This is a genomic window from Pseudarthrobacter quantipunctorum (genome assembly GCF_045291495.1).
In the GTDB taxonomy this organism is placed as follows: Bacteria; Actinomycetota; Actinomycetes; order Actinomycetales; family Micrococcaceae; genus Arthrobacter; species Arthrobacter quantipunctorum.
Genome location: NZ_CP148033.1, coordinates 177,920 through 194,749, shown reverse-complemented (window position 1 = coordinate 194,749; position 16,830 = coordinate 177,920). Strand labels below are relative to the sequence as shown.

The following is a 16,830-nucleotide window of genomic DNA, read 5'->3' as shown; positions in this document are numbered from 1 at the left end:
CGCGGGGCAGGCTTGTGGCATGAGCGAACACGCGGCCCACCAGCATGAGACGCAGCATGACACGCACGACGGCGGTCCGGGCCTTCCGGGCGGAACGCCAGCCGACGCCGCGGCCACCTGGGATGAGCGGTACCGGAGCAAACCCCAGATGTGGAGCGGCAAACCCAACCCGCAGCTGGTCCGGGAAGCCGGGGGCCTGCGGCCGGGAAAAGCCCTGGACCTGGGCTGCGGTGAAGGCGCGGACGCCATCTGGCTCGCCCAGCAGTGCTGGACCGTCACCGCCGTCGACGTTTCCGCGGTGGCCCTGAACCGGGCCCGCTCGCACGAGAAGGCGGCACTGGCCCGGGAAAGCGTCCACGCCGCGGAAGGCGCCATCGCCAGCCGGATCACCTGGCAGCAGGCGGACCTGGAGCAGTGGCAGCCAGGGAACTCGTTCGACCTGGTGACAACGCAGTTCCTGCATTCCCAGGAGCTCGCCTGGCAGGGCCCGCTGCGCACGGCTGCGGCAGCGGTCAAGCCCGGCGGCACACTGCTGGTGGTGGGCCACCACCCGGACCGGCTGCCGCCGTGGGGCGGCGCCAGCCACCACCACCGCGGGATGTTCTACACGGGCGATGAGCTGGTCCAGGAACTGGGACTGGACGGACCGGAGTGGCAGCTGGAGGTCCAGACCAGCCGGGAGCGTCCGGTGACCGGCCCGGAGGGCCAGCACGCAACAATCGCCGACGTCGTGGTGCGGGCAACCCGGCTCCCCTGACTCCCCTGACACACAGAGAGTTTTTGTCCAGGTATGGAGCCTTCGGAGCCCTGGAACTCGCCATATCTGGACAAAAACTCTGTACGTTAAGGGGTTTTGGCGGCGGTGACCCGGGGTGCCACGGCGGCCGCGGCTGCGGCGAGCACGGCGGCAAGGCCGAAGACCCCGGCGAAGGAACCCGCCGTCGTCGTAAAGGCCGCGAACACGATACCCGTGGTGGCGAGCGCCAGCGCCCCGCCCAGGGAATCCGCAATGGACATGGCCGAGCTGTTGAAGCCCTCGTTCTCCTTGGTGGAAAGTGCCAGGGTCATCACGCTGAGCCGCGGATACAGCAGTCCCATGCCTCCACCGGCAGAGATCCAACCTGCGATGGCGACGGCGGCCGGCCAGTTGAGCGCTGCCGTTGCCAGGGCCAGGACCACCGCCCCAAGGACCATCAGCGCCCCGATGCCCACGGCGCGCCGGTGCGGCAGCCTGGCACCCAGCCGGCCCTGGACGGCTGACGCGCCGGCCCAGGACAGTGCCCCGGCGGTGAGGGTCAGGCCCGCGAAGGTGGGCGAGAAGGCGTACTGCTCGATCAGCAGGTAGGGCAGGTAAACCTCGGCGCCGAAGAACCCGGCCGAGGCGAGCCCCCGGGTAAGGATGACGCTGGGCAGTCCGCGGCGGGCCGTGAGGGTGCCCCGGGGAACCAGGGGCCGGACCGCCAGCAGCGCCACGCCCACGGCCGCGACGGCGAGGGCGGCTGAAGCTGCGGGGATGCCGGGGACGCGCACCCCGGCGGACAGGTTGAGCCCGAGCACCGCAGCGGCGGCCAGCGCCGCCCACCCCAGCCGGCCTGCCGCCCACGGTGTGGCGGGCGTCGCGGCGGGTTTGTCCAGCCCCCGAAGGACCGGGGCGATCATCAGCAGCGCCGGGATGACCAGGCCCACCACGCCCAGGAACACCCAGTGCCAGCTGAAGACCTGCGCCACGATCCCGGCAGCGAACGGCCCCACCAGCGAAGGGATCACCCACGCGGCTGAGAACGCCGCGAAGATTTTGGGGTGCAGCGCGCCGGGATAAATACGGGCCACCAGCACATACAGCGAGACGGTCAGGGCTCCCCCGCCGAGGCCCTGCACCAGGCGTCCCGCCACGAGCACCGGCATGGATACGGATGTTCCCGCAATGAGAAGACCCAGCACAAACAACGCCACAGAGGTGTAGAGCGGGGCGGTGGGTCCGCGCCGGTCCGACCAGTTTCCCGCTGCAACCATGCCGATTACTCCGGTTGCCAGCGGACCGGCGAAAGCGAGGGCGTAGAGGGCGGCGCCGTCGAGTTCGCGGCTGACGAGGGGCATGATGGTGGTCACGGCGAGGGATTCGAACGCGGCCAGGAACACCAGGGCGCACGTCCCAACCGTCACCCAGAGGTATGAACCCCTCAGGATGCCCGCCGCCGGACGGGTGGCTGGAACAACGGAGTCCTGCACCTTATCCCCTTAGCTGACGTACTTGTTGCGCCCGGCGCGGTACCCGAAAATCCCCGCCAGCAGGCCGACCACCAGGAACAGGACTCCTGCGGCGGTGAAGGACCCGGTGGCCTGGTGCAGCTGGCCCACCATCAGCGTCCCCGTGGAGCCAAGGCCGTAGCCGACGCCCTGCATCATGCCGGACAGGTGCGCCGCAGTGTGCCCGTCACGGGTCCGGAGCATGATCATGGTGAGCGCGACCGCCGTCAGGCTTCCCTGCCCAAGGCCCAGCAAGCCCGCCCACACCCAGACCAGGTCAAGGGGACCGAAGATACTGAGGGCGAAGCCGCCGCCGGTCATCAGGGCCACCACGGTGTTGATGGCACGCTGGTCCCGGAGCCTGGCTGCGAGCGCGGGCGCGAACAGCGAGCCGAGCATCTGCAGGACGATGCACATGGAGACGATCAGCCCGGCGGTTGCCCCGTCCACGCCCCGTTCCCGCAGGATGGGCGCCAGCCAGGCGAAGACGCTGAAGGACATCATGGCTTGCAGCACCATGAAGATGGTCACCTGCCAGGCAACCGGGGAGCGCCACACGTTGACGCCGTCCCTGACGGCCTGGTGCCGGATGCGGGGCTGGCGGAGTGCCACCGGCAGGAACAGCAGAAGTACGACGGCGGCAGGCACCGCCCAGGACCACAGCGCCAGGGTCCACTCCCCCGAGGCCGCGTACACCGGGTAGGTGAAGCCCGCCCCGAGTGCCGCGGAGGCGCAGATGGCTGTGGTGTAGAGCCCTCCCATCAGGCCCAGCCGGTGCGGGAAGTCCCGCTTGACCAGCCCGGGCAGCAGGACGTTGCACAGGGCGATGGCTGCTCCACAGGCGGCTGTCCCGGCGAGTAGCGCGGGCAGGTGGCTGGGACCGGGCAGCTCAACCGGGCGCAGCAGCAGCCCGGCCGTGAGTACCGCCATGGCAAAGAGGAGCACGCGTTCAGCGCCGAACCGCCTTGCCAGGACCGGGGCAAGCGGCGCGAACACGCCCAGCAGGGTGACGGGCACCGTGGTCAGCACCACCACGGCCCAGCCGGGAAGGGCGGCCTGGGCCGTCACCTCGGGCAGGACCGCCGAGAAGCTGGAGAAGACTGTGCGCAGGTTGAGCCCGATCAGGACGAGGCACAGGCCCAGGTAGGCGAGCTGCCGGCGGCTCCCAACGTGGGTGGGTCCGGGTGCAGGCGCCTCATCCACCTCGGCGTCAACCAAGGTGCCTGGCTGCTCCTTCGCCGCAGGTTCAGGTGCCCGCTGCTTCCTTGCCCCGGTGTTCGTCGCTTCCCTCACCCGCCCATTCTTGCAGGACTTGTTTCCCGGGTTATCCACATAGAACCTGCGCGCCTCCCACCGCCGCGGATCCGGACCATACCTTGGAAAGCATGAGCAACACCCACCCACCCGGCCCGGGCACTCCGATTGCAGATTCAGCGCCTCCACCCGGGATCGCCCGTTCTGCCACGTCCAGCCTGATGCTGGCGGTTATCGCCCCGGCGAGCATCTATCTCACCTTCCCTGTCGCGCTCCTCGCACTAATGGGAGCCGCTGATTCCGGACGACACACCCTGTTCTCCTGGCTGGCCCCCTTGATTTTCTGGAGCCTTCCGTTGCCCCTTGGGGTCCTCTCCATCTCCCTGGCCCTTTCCACCATCAGGAGGTTTGGGCCCGAGTCCGAAAACGGGCGCCTGGCGGTGAAGTCATTGTGGATTTCCGGCGTTGTTTCCATTGTCGGCTTCTTCGTCACACTGAGTTTCATGCACGGAATGCAGTATTTCTGAAGCATCCACCCGCTTTGGAAGCACGTATAGCGTCCGCGCACTGCCTTACGCTGCTTTCTGCAACCACTCCTGCCCGCCGCTATTCTGGAAGGGATGAGCGAATCCCCAGAAAACCCCCAGCAGCCGCATGTCCCGAGGCCCGTCACGCCCGGCACGCAGGCTTCCTTCGGCACGTATGGCGGACGTCCGGTGAGCTTTGTCCGCCGCGGCACGCGCCTGCAGGGCCGGCGGCAGGCGGCATGGGATGAGCACGCGGAACGGTGGGCTGTTGACGTTCCGCGGCACGTTGCCAACACCTCCGTCCACCCGGACTACACCTTCGACGCCGAAGCCGAGTTCGGCCGCACGGCCCCCCTCATTGTGGAGATCGGCTCCGGCCTGGGGGATGCCGTGTGCCACGCCGCCGAGCAGAACCCGGACACCGATTTCCTGGCAGTGGAGGTTTATACCCCGGGCCTGGCCAACACCATCATCAAGATCAACAGCCGCGGGCTCAGCAACGTCCGCGTGGTTGAGGCCAATGCGCCCGAAGTACTGGCCACGATGCTTCCGCCCGGCTCAGTCAGTGAGCTCTGGGTCTTTTTCCCCGATCCGTGGCACAAGTCCCGGCACCACAAGCGCCGCCTCATCCAGCCCGAGTTCGCGGACCTGGCGGCGAGGGCGCTGAAGCCGGGCGGGTTGTGGCGGATTGCCACCGACTGGTCGAACTACGCCGTCCACGTCCGCGATGTCCTGGCGGGCTCCGAGGATTTCGAAAACCTCCACACCGGCGAGCGCCGCGGGCCGGAAAGCCCCCTGACGCAGGTGTGGCAGTCCGGCGTCGAGTCCGTTGTGGGCGGGGCCCCGGTCAGGGAGGGCCGCGCTCCGGTCAGCACTGCGCACACGGGACCGAATGAGGGCATCGATGAAACGGGCGGCTGGGCACCCCGTTTCGAAGGAAGGATCCGGACCAGCTTCGAAGCGAAGGCCCATGACGCCGGGCGGCTGATCTTCGACCTCTGCTACCGCCGGCGCTAACAAGCACCAGGGCAGGCAGCAGACAGGGAAGGCCCAACGCAGGGTCAGGTGACGCTGATGGCGGCCACAATCTCCTTCAGCATGCCGAGCCTCGGTTCAATCGACGGGTCCATATAAGGCCAGAGGACCACCACGCCGATGAACCGCCCGTTCTCCCAGACACCCACCGTGGCTGCAACCTTCGCCGATCCCCCGGCATCGTTGTAACCCACCACCACGGCGTACGCGGCTTTCCCCGGAAGGTCCAGTTCGCCTTCGGCCAGGAGGGTGCCGCCCCGCTCGTCCCGGTAGAACTCGGACATCAGGTGCGCCCACCCGTTCGCCTGCGGGGCGCCCTGCACGGAGGCATCGTCCTTGATGACGGTCACCAGGACATCGCCCAGGAGTCCGTACTGCTCGGTGTTGGGCCCGGCGGTGGAATCATCCAGGATTTGGGTGTGCTCGGGAAATTCTGCGGTGAACCCCAGCGGGGATTCGATGTGCACTGACATGGGTCACAGCCTCTCGAGCTTGGTGTCGTTGGGCACCTTATAGTACGTGGACACGTTGGTGGTGGCCTGGTTTTCGGTCTTGACCTCCACCTCGCCCACCTTCACGTCAAGGCCCGCCTCGTGCGAGGCGGTGACAACACTGTTGACCTGGACCGTGGCAGACCCTGCCTCGTAGAGCTTCGCAGCGTCCCGGGCCGCGGCGTAGTCGTTGCCCAGCGCGACGTTCCGCAGGTAGCTGTCGATCACGCCCCTGTTCTCCGGGGTGTAGTCAACGTTGATCTTCACCGTGCCCTGGCTGCCCACGCTCACGGATGATTCCACCTTGGCCGCCTCAACATCCGTTCCTGCCGTGACGCCCTGGGCCACCGTTCCGTCCATCGACACCGTCACCGAGTCGATGTTGCTGTCCTTGTCCAGGCTGACCTGCAGCCCGCCCTTGCCGGAGGCCTCGAATACCCGGCCGTCCAGGTTGAGCTTGCCCTGCGCAGAAACCTCGCCGCCCGCCGTCGCGGTCCCGTCCGTCAGGTTCCGTTCGTAGGCGAGGTCCAGCTTCGCCGATCCGGAGGCGGTGCCTGCCTCCCCTGTGGCCTCCAGGGACAGGGTTCCCTTGGCCTTGTCCGTCTGGCCTGTGGAGCCGTTGTCGCCGGCGGCCTCGTTGATGGTGTCCAGGATGTACCCAGGCGGGTTGCCGGCCACGTCCTTGATCTCCCCCACGCTGTCCGGCGGCAGGTCCCGGTACATCTGCTCCCGGGCCTCCATGGCCTCCTCCACGCTCTCGAACGTGTACTCGCGGGAAACCTCGCCGCTGAGCGTGACTCCGGCGGCGCCGGTGGTGTCGTTCACGCCCAGGCCCATATTTCCGTACACCTTCATGGTGGCGGAGCCGTCAGCGTTCTCCACCACTTCCGTCCCCACTTCGGCGCCGCCGTGCACCCACGCGACCCTCGCCTCGATGGAAGCCTTGCCGGTTTCGGAGTAGACGGGGATGTCCGCCTTGGCGAGCTCCTGGAGGTGCTCCCTGGCCTGCTCCTGCACGGAGGCGGGGACCCCGCCGTCCATGCGCATGAGGTCCCGGGCAAACGGGCCGTCGTCGTTGCCGCCTTCGATCAGGTACTGCCGGTCAGCCGTGGACAGGCTGTCCCACCAGGCGGCCTGCTCCACCGGGCCCGCCTCAAGCATGCGCTCCAGGTCCGACTGCAGTTCACGGCGGTGCTCAGCAGCTGCTGCGGCTGCGGCGGCCTGTTCCCTCAGCCATTCCCGGGCCTGGTCAGCCAGTGATGTGATCCGGTCCCAGGCGCTGTCTCCGCCGTTGCCGGCCGGGGAGGACGTGGATGATTTTTCCTGCTCCTCAGCGTGCTGCAACAGGATCCTGGAGTTCTCCCGCAGGCTGTTCACCACTTTATCCAGGCCTGGGCGGTGGCTTCCGCTCCATTCCTGCCGGAACCGGTCCCCGTCACTGCCCTTCCACGGTGCGGACTGGATCTGGCTTTGCAGTGAGTTTGCCTGGGTACTCAGCGATGCCGCTGCCCGGTCGGCGGCTTTGGCCAGGGCCCGCAGCTGGCTGACGTCAGCGCCGTAAAAAGTCATGGTGTTCCCCCGGGAGAAGTTCGCGGTGCGTGTTCAATCGCTGGTCCATATGGTTGCACAGCGTCCGCGGCCGGGCGATGGGGATCCCTCCCCATCCCTGTGGTGTCATGGGCAGCGGGGCATCGGCCGGCCCGGCCGCAAAGCCCGCGGCAAGGCCACGAAAGGCCCCCACTGTTCCAGTACCGCCCGGCGTGGCACGATTGCCCTAGTGTGCAGGGGCGCACACCGGAAGAGCACTTGCACAAAGGACCCGCCATCAAAAGAGAACTGAAGCAGGCCGCCGACGCGGCGGAGAATGTCACCAACTCGCGGACGCTGGAACTGCTGGCGAGGGCGGGGTTCGCGGCGAGCGGGATCCTCCACCTGCTGGTGGGGGCAATCGCCATCCGGCTGGCGTTTGGCGGTACGGGGAACGCGGACTTCAGCGGCGCGGTGTCCGAGCTTGCCACCCAGCCGGCAGGGCCGTTCCTTCTTTGGGCAAGTTTCGCGGCCTGCGCTGCGCTTGCGCTCTGGCAGGCCAGCGATGCCATTTTTGACTACAACCGCCTGCCCACCAAGGAAAAAGCCGGCAAGAAGGCAAAGGCGGGGGCCCAGGCTGTGGTGTTCACCGGGCTCGCCCTGACCCTGATGTCCTTCGCCACGGGAACGGGCTCGGGCGGGGACAATCAACGGACCGCCAGCGATCTGACCATATCGCTCATGAAGGCCCCCGGCGGCGTGGCCCTGCTGGTCCTGCTGGGTGTGGGTATAGCCGTGACCGGGGTGGTGTACGGCATCCGCGGGCTGAGGAAATCGTTCGAAAAGCACCTGGTGATGCCCGCATCGCCCTCGGCGCGGACCGCGGTAACCGTCCTGGGTGTTACCGGGTACGTGGCCAAGGGAATAGTCCTGCTGCTGACGGGCCTGCTGATCGCCATCGCAACCCTTCAGGCGCATCCGGAGGACTCCACCGGGCTCGACGGCGGTCTGCGGGCCCTGCGCGACCAGCCCTTCGGGATCTACCTCCTGGCCGCGGTGGGTGCCGGGCTCATCTGTTACGGCGTGTTCATGATGGTGCGGGCCAAGCTGGCCAGAATGAACAGGTAATCCAGGGCAGGGAAGACTGTCCGCACAGTACTCAGGGCACGGAGACCACTGCCACGGCGCGCTGGGTGCCGTCCCGCAGTTCCACGCTTGAAATGCTTCCCAGCTGGACGGGCGTGGCCCCCGTGATCCTGACCCTGCCGCTGGGGGTGGCGGTCCAGGCGCAGGCACGGTCCTCGCCGCCCGCACGGTCCCGGACCCACAGGGACAGTGTCCCGTCCTGCGGCAGGCTGCTTCCGTTCACGGCCAGCTCGGTTCCCCACGTCTTCCGGGCGAGGTCGATGCTGAACTGGAGTCCGTCCGCGGCCTGCACCGAGTAGGTGGCGTCCGGCTGCGGCGGCCGGGCCAGGAGGGGCCCCGCGGCCAGGCCCAAGGCAAGGCAAGCGGCGGCTGCCGCGCCCGCCAGCGCCGCCCACCGCCGTCGAAATGTCCGACGGCGGCGGGCCAGCTTACGCAGCAGCGGCGCGGAATCGTCGGCAGGCACGCGGTCCTTCGCCCCTCCCGGAGCGACCGTCAGCGCAACGGCGTCCGGCACCGGAAGGGCGTCCAGCAACACGGGCACCTTCTCCAGGACGGAAAGCTCACTCCGGCACTGCCCGCACTCCTGCAGATGGGCTTCGAAGGCCTGCAGGTCCCCTGCGTCCAGCCCGCCCAGGAGGTAGGCGCCCAGCAGGTGGTGCGCTTCGGTGTTCACCGTTCCACCCCCATCTCATCCAGAATGGTGCGCAACGCCCGCACGGCATAATAGGCGCGCGACTTGACCGTCCCGCTGGGGATGTTGAGCTGGACGGCGGCCTCGTTCACCGTGAACCTGCGGTAATGCAGCGCCACCAGGACGTCCCGGTGTTCCTTGCTCAGCCGCAGCAGGGCCTCCTCCACCAGCACCCGGTTGAGCAGTTCGTCCACCTTCTCCGGAACAGCGGCCGCCGGCTCTGCCAGGCCGCTTTCCAGGGTTTCGGCGGGACGGCGCCGTGCCCTGCGGTAGTTGTCGATCATGATGTTCCTGGCCGTCCGGTACAGGTAGCTGCGGAGGCTGCCCGTGATCTCAGGTGTGTGCTGCCAGACGCGCAGCACCGTTTCCTGCACCACGTCCTCAGCAAGCTGGGGGTCGTGGGAGGCGCTGAGCACAAAGCGGCGCAGGGCTGCGCCGTGGTCGCGGTAAATTGACGCCACCACGTCCTCATCCAGCGGCATGCCGTTCCTCCTGCCGGGGCACTGTCCCCCATTCCTGCCTACTCCTTAAAGACGCCGCGAACGGACAGAAGGTTCAACCGCCGGCAGCCGCCCCATGTGAACCATTGTTCACCCCGGTACGTCGTAAGGGTTAGCGTCCGGTGGTCCGACGCCGGGCCCAGCCAACAAGGAGCAACGCCATGAAACTCAACGTGGGCGCAGGCCTCGCCATCCTGGCCCTTTCCGCAGCTTTGACTGCCTGCGGCGGCAGCACCGGCACGGCGCCGGCCACCACCAGTCCCGCCGTCACGGAGGGTTCGCCTCAGGCCTCTGCAACAGCCCCCGCCGCGTCTGTCACCCCGCCGTCCGCAACGTCCGCCCCGCCGGCAAGTGCCGCCGTCGACCTTAAGACGGCTTCCTCAAGCGCCGGGGACATTGTGGTGGCCGCCAACGGGATGAGCGTGTATTTCTTCACGAAGGACGTGAAGGACTCCGGGACCAGTGCCTGCACGGACGCCTGCCTGGCAGCGTGGCCCCCAGTCACCACTGCCGCTGAGACGCCCCAGGTGGAAGGGGTAACCGGGACTTTGGGCACCATTGCGACGCCGGACGGCGCGAAGCAGGTGACGCTGAACGGCCTGCCGCTGTACTACTTCGCCAAGGACACCAAGGCGGGCGACATCCTGGGCCAGGGCGTGAACGGCGTCTGGTACCTGGCGGATCCGTCCGGCGAAATGATCAGGATGGGTGTATCCGGCTACTGAGCCGGCTTTCCTGTGCCGGGCCCTGCTGTGCTGTGCGCTGCTGTGCAGCAGGCAGGCGTCACGGGAGGGGGACGGACGGAAGGTTCCCGGGCAGCGGAACCTCTGAGGGGACCGGGACTTCCGGCGGCTTGCCCAGCCCATCGGCAACGTGACCGGGGACAGCCCCGGGCAGAGTGCCGGGAGCGGGGACTTCCGCCGACTTTCCCGGGGAATCTGGCTGGCCTGCAGGGGTCCCAGGGGCAACTGCACCGTCCGACGGCGGGGCGGCGGCCGGTTGCGTGGCTTCGGCGGGGTCCCCGGGAACCGAGGCGGATCCGCCCGGCGCAGTGCCGGACGGCGCGGCTCCGGCGGGTGCGGTTCCGGCGGGTGCACTGGGCAGCGGCGCGGCGGGCTGTCCGGTCTGGTGACCGGCCGGGGATGGGGCGGCACCCGTCACGAAGGCGGTGATGGTGTGGTTCAGCTGGGTGAGGGACTCCCGGATTCCCTGGTCCGATGCTGCGGCAACAGCCCCGCCGGCACTCAGCGAAACAGCCACGGAAAGGGTGGTGAGGGCGATCCGTCGCTTAACTTTGCGGCGGGCGGCCAGCTCGTCCACCCGCGGGGACTCTTCGGGGGCGGCGGGAGCAGGTGCGGCAGGACCTGCCGCTCCGGCGGGAGCCATCAGCGCCGCGATCGCGGCGGAAGGCTCGGGCGCCGTGTCCGCTAGGGCACGAAGTTCCAGCAGCGCGGGGCGGAGGCGGCCGTCGTCGTCCATGCCTGCCTCGAGCAGCAGCTGGTCGACGAAGGCGTCGCTGCGGGTTCCTGCCGTGTCACTCATGATTCGCCTGGTTTCTCTGGAGCGTTTGTGCCTTGAGGCCCTGAAGGGCCCTGCGCTGGAGCTGCTTGATGGCTCCGGGGCTTTTGCCCATAATCTGGGCAACCTGTTCGATGGACAGATCGGCCACCACGCGAAGGGCCAGCACTTCCTGGTGTTCCTCGCTGAGTCCGTCCAGCAGGGCTGCCGCCCCGCCGTTGAGTTCAATGGCGTGGTCCTCTGCGGACGGTGTGGTCCTGGCATCCTGTTGTGGATCGTAGGGGCTGAGCTGGGGCCTGCGCTCCACCCGGCGGTAGTAGTCCACCATCCGAGCGTGCGCAATGGAGAAGATCAGGGACTTGGCGCCCTGGAGTCCCCCGGTAAGTTCACTGATTTTCGGGTAGAAGGCCAGGAACACGTCCTGGGTGACTGCTTCCGGATCATCCACGCCCCGGGCTTTGAGGTATCCCTGCACCGGCCCGGCGAAGGACCGGTAGGCAGCGCCGAAGAGTGCGGCCGGGTCTGTTCCGGCCGCACTCTCGAATATGTCGATCTCTTCTTGGGCCAAAGTGCTGAGCACCAGCGGCTCCTCCATCCCAGGATGCGGGGTGCAGCTGTCCCGGTCTCCGGAGCGGGCAGCCTGTCCCCTGTGTTTCCTGCTGCCTCTCGGCAGGCGCTCCCGGCGCGTTCCCGAACGGCGGTGCGTCCGGGCAGCCGGGGCTGTCTGTACTGCGGGAACAGACCTTTGGCCGGTTCCCGCAGTACAGACTAGCGATCAGTCCTTAGCGGACTGAAACGGCGGGGGTGTCCACTACCTTGCCGCCCTGGGCGGGAACAGCGGGGACGGCAGGAACGGCGGGTTCGCCGTCAACGCCGGGAACGGCGGGGACTGCCGGAACGGCCGGCAGTTCAGGGCGCTCAACCTCAACAGCTGCGGAACCGTTGGCTGCAGCGCCGGCCTCTGCGGCGGCGCCAGCTTCGGTTACGACGTCGGCGCAGTAGCTTTCGACGTTCGCTTCGCCTTCCGCGGCGATCACCAGGGAGGAGAAGGCTTCGGAGGAAGCGTTCAGGCCACCGTTGGTGAAGGCGGTGCACAGGCCGAACGCTGCGGCGCCGGCCGCGTCAACGGCGGTGTCCGCGGCAGCGGAGGCCGAGGCCTCGGCGGAGGCGTTCTCGTTGGTGACCTTGGCGTCGCCTGCCGCTGTTGCCTCTGCGTCGGCAGCAACGTCCGCGTCGGCGTCGGCGGCCGTCTTTGCAGCGTCAGCAGCAGTCTCGACAGCGGCTGCGGCGGTTGCCTGGCCTTCAGCGGCTGCTGCCGCGGCGAATTCCGGGGCGGGTGCGCCGAAGAGGTCGTGGGCGGTCTGCTGCGCCTGGGCGGGGAGGACACCGGAAACGGCTGCGGCGCCGGTTCCGCCCACGGCGATGGTGCCGGCGGCCAGGACTCCGGCAGCGACTTTGCTGGTGGCGAGGACGGTGAACAACGACATAAGACACTCCAAAACCTAGACAACACTTGTGATTCGGGCCCGCCGGGCGGACCCATCACCTCCTACATCGCAGGGGACGGCGAAAAGGTTACGGGTGGTCACGAAGTTTTTTGCGCGCCTCAGGCCTGGCCCGTCCGCACTACGATCGATGCATGACCAGCGAGATCGGTATGGAGGACTACGCGGGTTTCCTGCCGCTGGCCCGAAGGGAGGCAGTGATGCCCCCGGCCTCTGAGTGGTGGCCCTGGAGGAAGCATCGCATCCACCTCCTTCGGTTAAGGGACGCCAGCGCCCCGGTTCGGCTACTCGTCGTCCACGGCGCCGGAGCCCATGCGTCGGCGCTCTGGCCTGTTGCGTCCCTCCTGGCAGGGCGCGGCTTCGACCTGGCTGCCGTGGATTTGCCGCTCTACGGCCGAACGGTGACAACCTCGCGCGGAACAGTGACCTACCAGGACTGGGTCGACTTATTGGTCGACCTCATTGCAGCTGAGGACGATGGCCGCCCCCTAATCCTCCTCGGTGCCAGCATCGGCGGTCTGCTGACCGTGGAAGCCGGAGCCAGCTCACACCGCGTTGCGGCCGTGGTCGCTACCTGCCTGCTCGACCCGCGGAAGAGGTCCGCCCGCTCAGCGATGACCCGGTTCCATTCTCTGGCGCTGGTTTTCATGCCTCTGCTCAAGCTGGTCCGCGGGCCGATCGCCAGGATCCCCATCAAGGTCTCCTGGATTGCCGATCTCAGGAACATGGGGCGCGACCCCGGACTGGGGCGGCTCTGCGCCAAAGATTCGCGCGGAGGTGGCGCGTGGGTCCCCCTCGGGTTCCTCGCCAGCTATATGCAGCATCCACATTCCAATGCCCGAATGGCCCACTCCCCAGTGCACCTGATACATCCCGAACTCGACGAGTGGACCCCGGTGACGCTCAGCGAGGACACTCTGGAAACCCTGCACGGCCCCACCTCCGTCCAACTTCTGCGCGGCTGCGGCCACTTTCCCCTCGAAGAACCCGGTTTGGCAGACCTCCTGGGCGGCATCGAAAAGGTGGCTGCCGATGCAGTGCCAGGCGTGGAGGCGATGCCAAGCTGAGCGCAGTCTGCCTGGATAACTGGGCCTCGTCTCCCTATGGTTTCGATGCGCAGGAATTTCGAGTTGGACTTGGAGAAGGGTTCGGCTGTCCGCAAGGGGATGGTCGAACGCGCACCAAATGAACGCTGTGAAGCAAGTGGTGAGTGGATGTCAGTTTGTGGCCGGCGCAACCGGTTGCCGAAGGTTTGAACGGAAGAACGCGACTTCCTTGCCCATCGCGTACCCGGCCGCCGATGTCGGGATGGGCACGAAGGTGAGCCCCTGCCAGGGGTGGGGCAGCAGGAGAAGTACAGCCAATCCGGTGAAGATCAGAGCGTAGATCGGCCAGTGCGGCCCGCGAATGCCCGTGAAGAATCCGAGGGCGCCGCCGATCAAGAGCGCAGCCCCGGTGATCAACAGTGCAGGCGGAAGCGCATCAAGTTGCACGGAGGTGAAGAGAAGGAGGAGCAGCCCGGCGAAGAGCACGGCGGGAATCGTTAAGCGAAGCCAGAAATCTCGGACAATCCGCCGTCGATCCAACACATGTTCGTCCACAATGTCCCCCAATCCGTCCTCTACCCAACTTACCGAGCGCGGAGCGAGACGTCGGGTGCCGCAGTTTAGTGTGCTGTGGCAGCGTGGGCACATCGCCGCCCGTAAGTTCGTGGTCCGCCGGACGTTTTAGGCGCCCGGCTGGGGATCCTCACCCGACGCTGTCGTTCAAGTGCTGGAACATAAGGTGGTCCTGCCATGTGCCTGCGATCTTCAAATACTTCGGGGCGAGTCCGTACTGCTGAAAGCCTGTCTTGGCTAGGACGTTTTGAGAAGCGACATTGGCAACCAATGTTTCAGCTTGCACTCGATGAAGTTCCAGCTCGGTGTAGGCGGAGACGAGTGCTGCTTGGACGGCCTCCGTCGCCAGACCCTTGCCTGTTCGGTCCTCCGACAGCCAGTACCCCATGTTGCAGGATTGGAAGGGGCCGCGGGTGATGCCGCTGAGCGTCAAGCGCCCAGCTACCGCGCCGTCGTCGTCCAAAATGACCCAGGGCATCGCATCACCGCGCCCGTGACGTGCCAGTGCTGCCTCAATGTCGGCGCGCTGACCTTCCACCGTGAAATAGTCCTCAGCCCGCGTGGGACCCCACGGTGACAGGAAATCGCGGTTGCGTACTTGCAGTTCAGCCAGGGCTTCACAGTCACCGGTGTTGATGAGCCGGATGCGTAAGGTCATGGTTCTACCTTTCCAGATCCTGCCCCGCCCCTGTTGTCATTGGAGTGTTGCGCGTTGCAGTCGCCGTCTGAGCTGATCCTGATGTGCCTGCTTGGACTAAGAACATCCGGTCGTAAGCCGGTGGCCTAACGGGCGCTCCTGCGTCAATAGGGGATCCTTTACCGGGCACTGGAAACCATGTCGGGACTGATGACTCTCGGTGACGTGAAATCCGAGTTATCCACCACGAACGTAGCGCGTTCCCACGGTCGTGCCGCATCAAAGTAGAGGCGCTGTCCTCGGACATATCGGCGCATCGTTGGGTGCTCAGGGTCTGGGTTACTGCCGTTTCGAACTGCCATTCGTGCCGCGGTTTCGGTGAAAGGAACGTCCAGGAATATTGAAGCATCCCAATAGGAGGCCAGTTCATCGCGGTGCAGGAACATGCCTTCCACAAAGACGAGTGCTTCTGATGGAGCAAGCAGGACGTCCACTTGCGCCGTTCGGTCGGTCACGGAATTGTAGGAAGCCGGTGAGTACCAGCCGGTCCCTCTTGGGCCGAGCGGTCTGAGTAGCTGATCTTCCAGGGCGGCGTAGTTGTAAGTGTCTTTCCAGAACCCTTCTGGTGAAGCACGTCCCTTGGCATGCCGAATGGACGACGGGTTTAGAAAGTCGTCGGCGGGGATGACGGTCACTGGGCGATTCCGGATCTCCGCTACCAGGTTTGCGGCGAAGGATGTCTTGCCGCTGCCATCTACACCGTCGATTGCGACGAGTCGGCGCCCTGGTCCGATGCCGTCGAGAATGTTGTTTGCCAGCGATCGCATGAACTTCTTCATATCGTCATTTTCACAGAAGCACCCTTCGCCGGTACCCGTAAGCCGGTCCCCCAGCCGGGTCAGTGCGACAGACAGATGATTTCCATTGAGAAGCGCGGCATCCCGGTGCCCGATGATTCCCGTAAGACCCGCCCGCAAAAATGCCCGGTGAAGGTGCCGTAAACGCTATACATCAAATCGTCTCGAAACCTCAGGGATGCTACACGTCCGACGACGAGGCTGACGACGGCGGCACCGCTGCAAGAGTCCCGTGATGGTGGAGTTCGTCCCCCGGCCGGTGATTCCCGCAACGATGAACCGTATCCTCCAGCTCGATTCGGCCCTACTGACTCTTAGTTAGTAGTTACGTCGGAACCCCTACCCCAAATCCGCGTTCCCGGCTGCGGCCAGAGGCAGCATGCGTTCCCAGAAGTCCTCCGGGATGCTCCACTGGGCCAACCGGGCAGTTTCGGCAACCCGTCCGGGCTCCGCTATCCCCACGATGGTTGAGGTGATGCGCGGATCGCGGGTGGAAAACTGCAGCGCCGCGGCGGCAAGCGGCACCGAGTACTCGCGGCAGAGGTCCTGCATCTCCCGGACCCGGCCCAGCAGTTCCGGGCTGGCCGGCCGGTAGCAGTAGTTGGCGGTGGCGTCGGGTCCCTTCACCAGCAGGCCGCCCCCAAAAGGCGCGGCATTGATGAAGGCGACGCCCCGCCGTCGTGCGTCCTCAATGAGCGGCTCCGCCGTCTGGTCCACCAGGGTGTACCGGTTGTGGCTGATGACAACATCGAACACGTCCAGGGCCAGGTACTTCAGTTCCAGGTCAATGGGCCCGCCGGCCACGCCGAGATGCCCAATCAGCCCCTGGTCCCTCAGGTCAACGAGCGCCTCCAGCGGCCCGCCAGCGGCCACCCCCTCCCCAAAGCTGACCTTCTCCGGATCGTGGAGATGGACCAGCGCCAGCCTGTCCAGCCCCAGCCGCTCCAGGCTTTCCTCCACGCTGCGCCGGACACGCTCACCCGAGTAGTCCGCCGTCCCCACGATGGGATCCACCTTCGTGGACAGGACAAAGCCCTCCGGCAGCCCGCCCGCCTCCCTGATGGCCTGCCCGATCCAGCGCTCGCTCCCGCCGTCGTGCCCGTACTCGTTGGAGGTGTCCAGGAAGTTGAAGGGACCGGCCATCGCCTCGCGGACGGCGGCCACCGCCGTTTCCGTCCGCTCCGCCGCGCTGCCGTTCCGGGGGTGGTTTCCCAGCGAACTCGTGCCGACGCAAATATCGGTGACGGGGAGGCCGGTGCGGCCCAGGGTCTTCATG

19 protein-coding genes are annotated in these 16,830 nt (G+C 66.8%); 6 read left to right on the top strand and 13 right to left on the bottom strand.

The features are described 5' to 3' along the window. The first annotated feature begins 19 nt into the window (after positions 1-19). Complete coding sequence (locus tag WHH00_RS00865; RefSeq protein ID WP_406635684.1) at positions 20-757, top strand: class I SAM-dependent methyltransferase; 738 nt, start codon at positions 20-22, stop codon at positions 755-757. An 86-nt stretch (positions 758-843) separates the two neighbouring features. On the opposite strand, the gene WHH00_RS00860 is transcribed toward WHH00_RS00865, so the two are convergent. Both WHH00_RS00860 and WHH00_RS00855 read right to left on the bottom strand, forming a co-directional pair. Further along, the gene (locus WHH00_RS00860; RefSeq protein ID WP_406635682.1) at positions 844-2,229 is read right to left on the bottom strand and encodes an MFS transporter; all 1,386 of its coding nucleotides are present in this window, start codon (positions 2,227-2,229) and stop codon (positions 844-846) included. Positions 2,230-2,238: 9 nt separating this feature from the next. Further along, the gene (locus WHH00_RS00855; RefSeq protein ID WP_406635679.1) at positions 2,239-3,540 is read right to left on the bottom strand and encodes an MFS transporter; all 1,302 of its coding nucleotides are present in this window, start codon (positions 3,538-3,540) and stop codon (positions 2,239-2,241) included. Positions 3,541-3,632: 92 nt separating this feature from the next. Between WHH00_RS00855 and WHH00_RS00850 the strand changes: the two genes are divergently transcribed. Beyond that, positions 3,633-4,028 carry a hypothetical protein gene (locus tag WHH00_RS00850; protein WP_406635677.1) on the top strand — a complete coding sequence of 132 codons (396 nt, stop codon included), beginning with the start codon at positions 3,633-3,635 and terminating at the stop codon, positions 4,026-4,028. A 93-nt stretch (positions 4,029-4,121) separates the two neighbouring features. After that, positions 4,122-5,045 (top strand): tRNA (guanosine(46)-N7)-methyltransferase TrmB, encoded by a 924-nt coding sequence (gene trmB, locus WHH00_RS00845; protein ID WP_406635675.1) that lies wholly within the window; start codon positions 4,122-4,124, stop codon positions 5,043-5,045. A gap of 44 nt (positions 5,046-5,089) precedes the next feature. Here trmB and WHH00_RS00840 read toward each other — a convergent pair whose 3' ends face one another. Together WHH00_RS00840 and WHH00_RS00835 are read right to left on the bottom strand one after the other, a co-directional pair. Then, positions 5,090-5,536 (bottom strand): hypothetical protein, encoded by a 447-nt coding sequence (locus tag WHH00_RS00840; protein ID WP_406635673.1) that lies wholly within the window; start codon positions 5,534-5,536, stop codon positions 5,090-5,092. A 3-nt stretch (positions 5,537-5,539) separates the two neighbouring features. Continuing rightward, complete coding sequence (locus WHH00_RS00835) at positions 5,540-7,123, bottom strand: hypothetical protein (RefSeq protein WP_406635671.1); 1,584 nt, start codon at positions 7,121-7,123, stop codon at positions 5,540-5,542. A 237-nt stretch (positions 7,124-7,360) separates the two neighbouring features. Here WHH00_RS00835 and WHH00_RS00830 point away from each other — a divergent pair, with 237 nt between their 5' ends. Further along, entirely contained in the window at positions 7,361-8,209 is an 849-nt protein-coding gene (locus tag WHH00_RS00830) for a DUF1206 domain-containing protein (protein WP_406635669.1), read from the top strand. 31 nt (positions 8,210-8,240) lie between these two features. Here the strand turns inward: WHH00_RS00830 and WHH00_RS00825 are convergent, their stop codons facing one another. Then, entirely contained in the window at positions 8,241-8,900 is a 660-nt protein-coding gene (locus WHH00_RS00825) for a zf-HC2 domain-containing protein (RefSeq protein WP_406635667.1), read from the bottom strand. Continuing rightward, complete coding sequence (locus tag WHH00_RS00820; RefSeq protein WP_400516034.1) at positions 8,897-9,400, bottom strand: sigma-70 family RNA polymerase sigma factor; 504 nt, start codon at positions 9,398-9,400, stop codon at positions 8,897-8,899. Before WHH00_RS00820 ends, WHH00_RS00825 begins: the two co-directional genes overlap by 4 nt. A gap of 179 nt (positions 9,401-9,579) precedes the next feature. Here WHH00_RS00820 and WHH00_RS00815 point away from each other — a divergent pair, with 179 nt between their 5' ends. Beyond that, a complete protein-coding gene (locus WHH00_RS00815) occupies positions 9,580-10,143 on the top strand; it encodes a hypothetical protein (RefSeq protein WP_406635665.1) in 564 nt (187 codons plus the stop codon). 58 nt (positions 10,144-10,201) lie between these two features. Here WHH00_RS00815 and WHH00_RS00810 read toward each other — a convergent pair whose 3' ends face one another. From WHH00_RS00810 to WHH00_RS00800, 3 genes are all read right to left on the bottom strand, one after another. Beyond that, entirely contained in the window at positions 10,202-10,960 is a 759-nt protein-coding gene (locus tag WHH00_RS00810) for a hypothetical protein (RefSeq protein ID WP_406635663.1), read from the bottom strand. Beyond that, positions 10,953-11,531 (bottom strand): RNA polymerase sigma factor, encoded by a 579-nt coding sequence (locus WHH00_RS00805; RefSeq protein WP_406635661.1) that lies wholly within the window; start codon positions 11,529-11,531, stop codon positions 10,953-10,955. The genes WHH00_RS00810 and WHH00_RS00805 overlap by 8 nt, the downstream gene beginning before the upstream one ends. A gap of 187 nt (positions 11,532-11,718) precedes the next feature. Beyond that, positions 11,719-12,423, bottom strand: a complete 705-nt coding sequence (locus WHH00_RS00800; protein WP_406635659.1) for a protein tyrosine phosphatase — start codon at positions 12,421-12,423, stop codon at positions 11,719-11,721. 152 nt (positions 12,424-12,575) lie between these two features. On the opposite strand from WHH00_RS00800, the gene WHH00_RS00795 reads away from it, so the two are divergent. Further along, complete coding sequence (locus tag WHH00_RS00795) at positions 12,576-13,508, top strand: alpha/beta hydrolase (protein WP_406635657.1); 933 nt, start codon at positions 12,576-12,578, stop codon at positions 13,506-13,508. A 150-nt stretch (positions 13,509-13,658) separates the two neighbouring features. Here the strand turns inward: WHH00_RS00795 and WHH00_RS00790 are convergent, their stop codons facing one another. The 4 genes from WHH00_RS00790 to WHH00_RS00775 all read right to left on the bottom strand — a co-directional run bounded on the left by WHH00_RS00790 (position 13,659) and on the right by WHH00_RS00775 (position 16,829). After that, positions 13,659-14,042 (bottom strand): hypothetical protein, encoded by a 384-nt coding sequence (locus WHH00_RS00790; RefSeq protein ID WP_406635655.1) that lies wholly within the window; start codon positions 14,040-14,042, stop codon positions 13,659-13,661. A 148-nt stretch (positions 14,043-14,190) separates the two neighbouring features. Then, a complete protein-coding gene (locus WHH00_RS00785) occupies positions 14,191-14,718 on the bottom strand; it encodes a GNAT family N-acetyltransferase (RefSeq protein WP_406635653.1) in 528 nt (175 codons plus the stop codon). A gap of 158 nt (positions 14,719-14,876) precedes the next feature. Further along, entirely contained in the window at positions 14,877-15,536 is a 660-nt protein-coding gene (locus WHH00_RS00780; RefSeq protein WP_406635651.1) for a uridine kinase, read from the bottom strand. A gap of 357 nt (positions 15,537-15,893) precedes the next feature. Beyond that, the gene (locus WHH00_RS00775; protein WP_406635649.1) at positions 15,894-16,829 is read right to left on the bottom strand and encodes an aldo/keto reductase; all 936 of its coding nucleotides are present in this window, start codon (positions 16,827-16,829) and stop codon (positions 15,894-15,896) included. Between the last annotated feature and the right edge of the window lies 1 nt (position 16,830).

Bases quoted from the DNA above. Each gene is read 5' to 3' on its own strand.
- WHH00_RS00865 (WP_406635684.1), top strand. From the start codon at position 20: ATGAGCGAACACGCGGCCCACCAGCATGAGACGCAGCATGACACGCAC.
- WHH00_RS00850 (WP_406635677.1), top strand. From the start codon at position 3,633: ATGAGCAACACCCACCCACCCGGCCCGGGCACTCCGATTGCAGATTCA.
- trmB (WP_406635675.1), top strand. From the start codon at position 4,122: ATGAGCGAATCCCCAGAAAACCCCCAGCAGCCGCATGTCCCGAGGCCC.
- WHH00_RS00840 (WP_406635673.1), bottom strand. From the start codon at position 5,536: ATGTCAGTGCACATCGAATCCCCGCTGGGGTTCACCGCAGAATTTCCC.
- WHH00_RS00835 (WP_406635671.1), bottom strand. From the start codon at position 7,123: ATGACTTTTTACGGCGCTGACGTCAGCCAGCTGCGGGCCCTGGCCAAA.
- WHH00_RS00820 (WP_400516034.1), bottom strand. From the start codon at position 9,400: ATGCCGCTGGATGAGGACGTGGTGGCGTCAATTTACCGCGACCACGGC.
- WHH00_RS00815 (WP_406635665.1), top strand. From the start codon at position 9,580: ATGAAACTCAACGTGGGCGCAGGCCTCGCCATCCTGGCCCTTTCCGCA.
- WHH00_RS00810 (WP_406635663.1), bottom strand. From the start codon at position 10,960: ATGAGTGACACGGCAGGAACCCGCAGCGACGCCTTCGTCGACCAGCTG.
- WHH00_RS00805 (WP_406635661.1), bottom strand. From the start codon at position 11,531: ATGGAGGAGCCGCTGGTGCTCAGCACTTTGGCCCAAGAAGAGATCGAC.
- WHH00_RS00800 (WP_406635659.1), bottom strand. From the start codon at position 12,423: ATGTCGTTGTTCACCGTCCTCGCCACCAGCAAAGTCGCTGCCGGAGTC.
- WHH00_RS00795 (WP_406635657.1), top strand. From the start codon at position 12,576: ATGACCAGCGAGATCGGTATGGAGGACTACGCGGGTTTCCTGCCGCTG.
- WHH00_RS00785 (WP_406635653.1), bottom strand. From the start codon at position 14,718: ATGACCTTACGCATCCGGCTCATCAACACCGGTGACTGTGAAGCCCTG.
- WHH00_RS00780 (WP_406635651.1), bottom strand. From the start codon at position 15,536: ATGAAGAAGTTCATGCGATCGCTGGCAAACAACATTCTCGACGGCATC.
- WHH00_RS00775 (WP_406635649.1), bottom strand. From the start codon at position 16,829: ATGAAGACCCTGGGCCGCACCGGCCTCCCCGTCACCGATATTTGCGTC.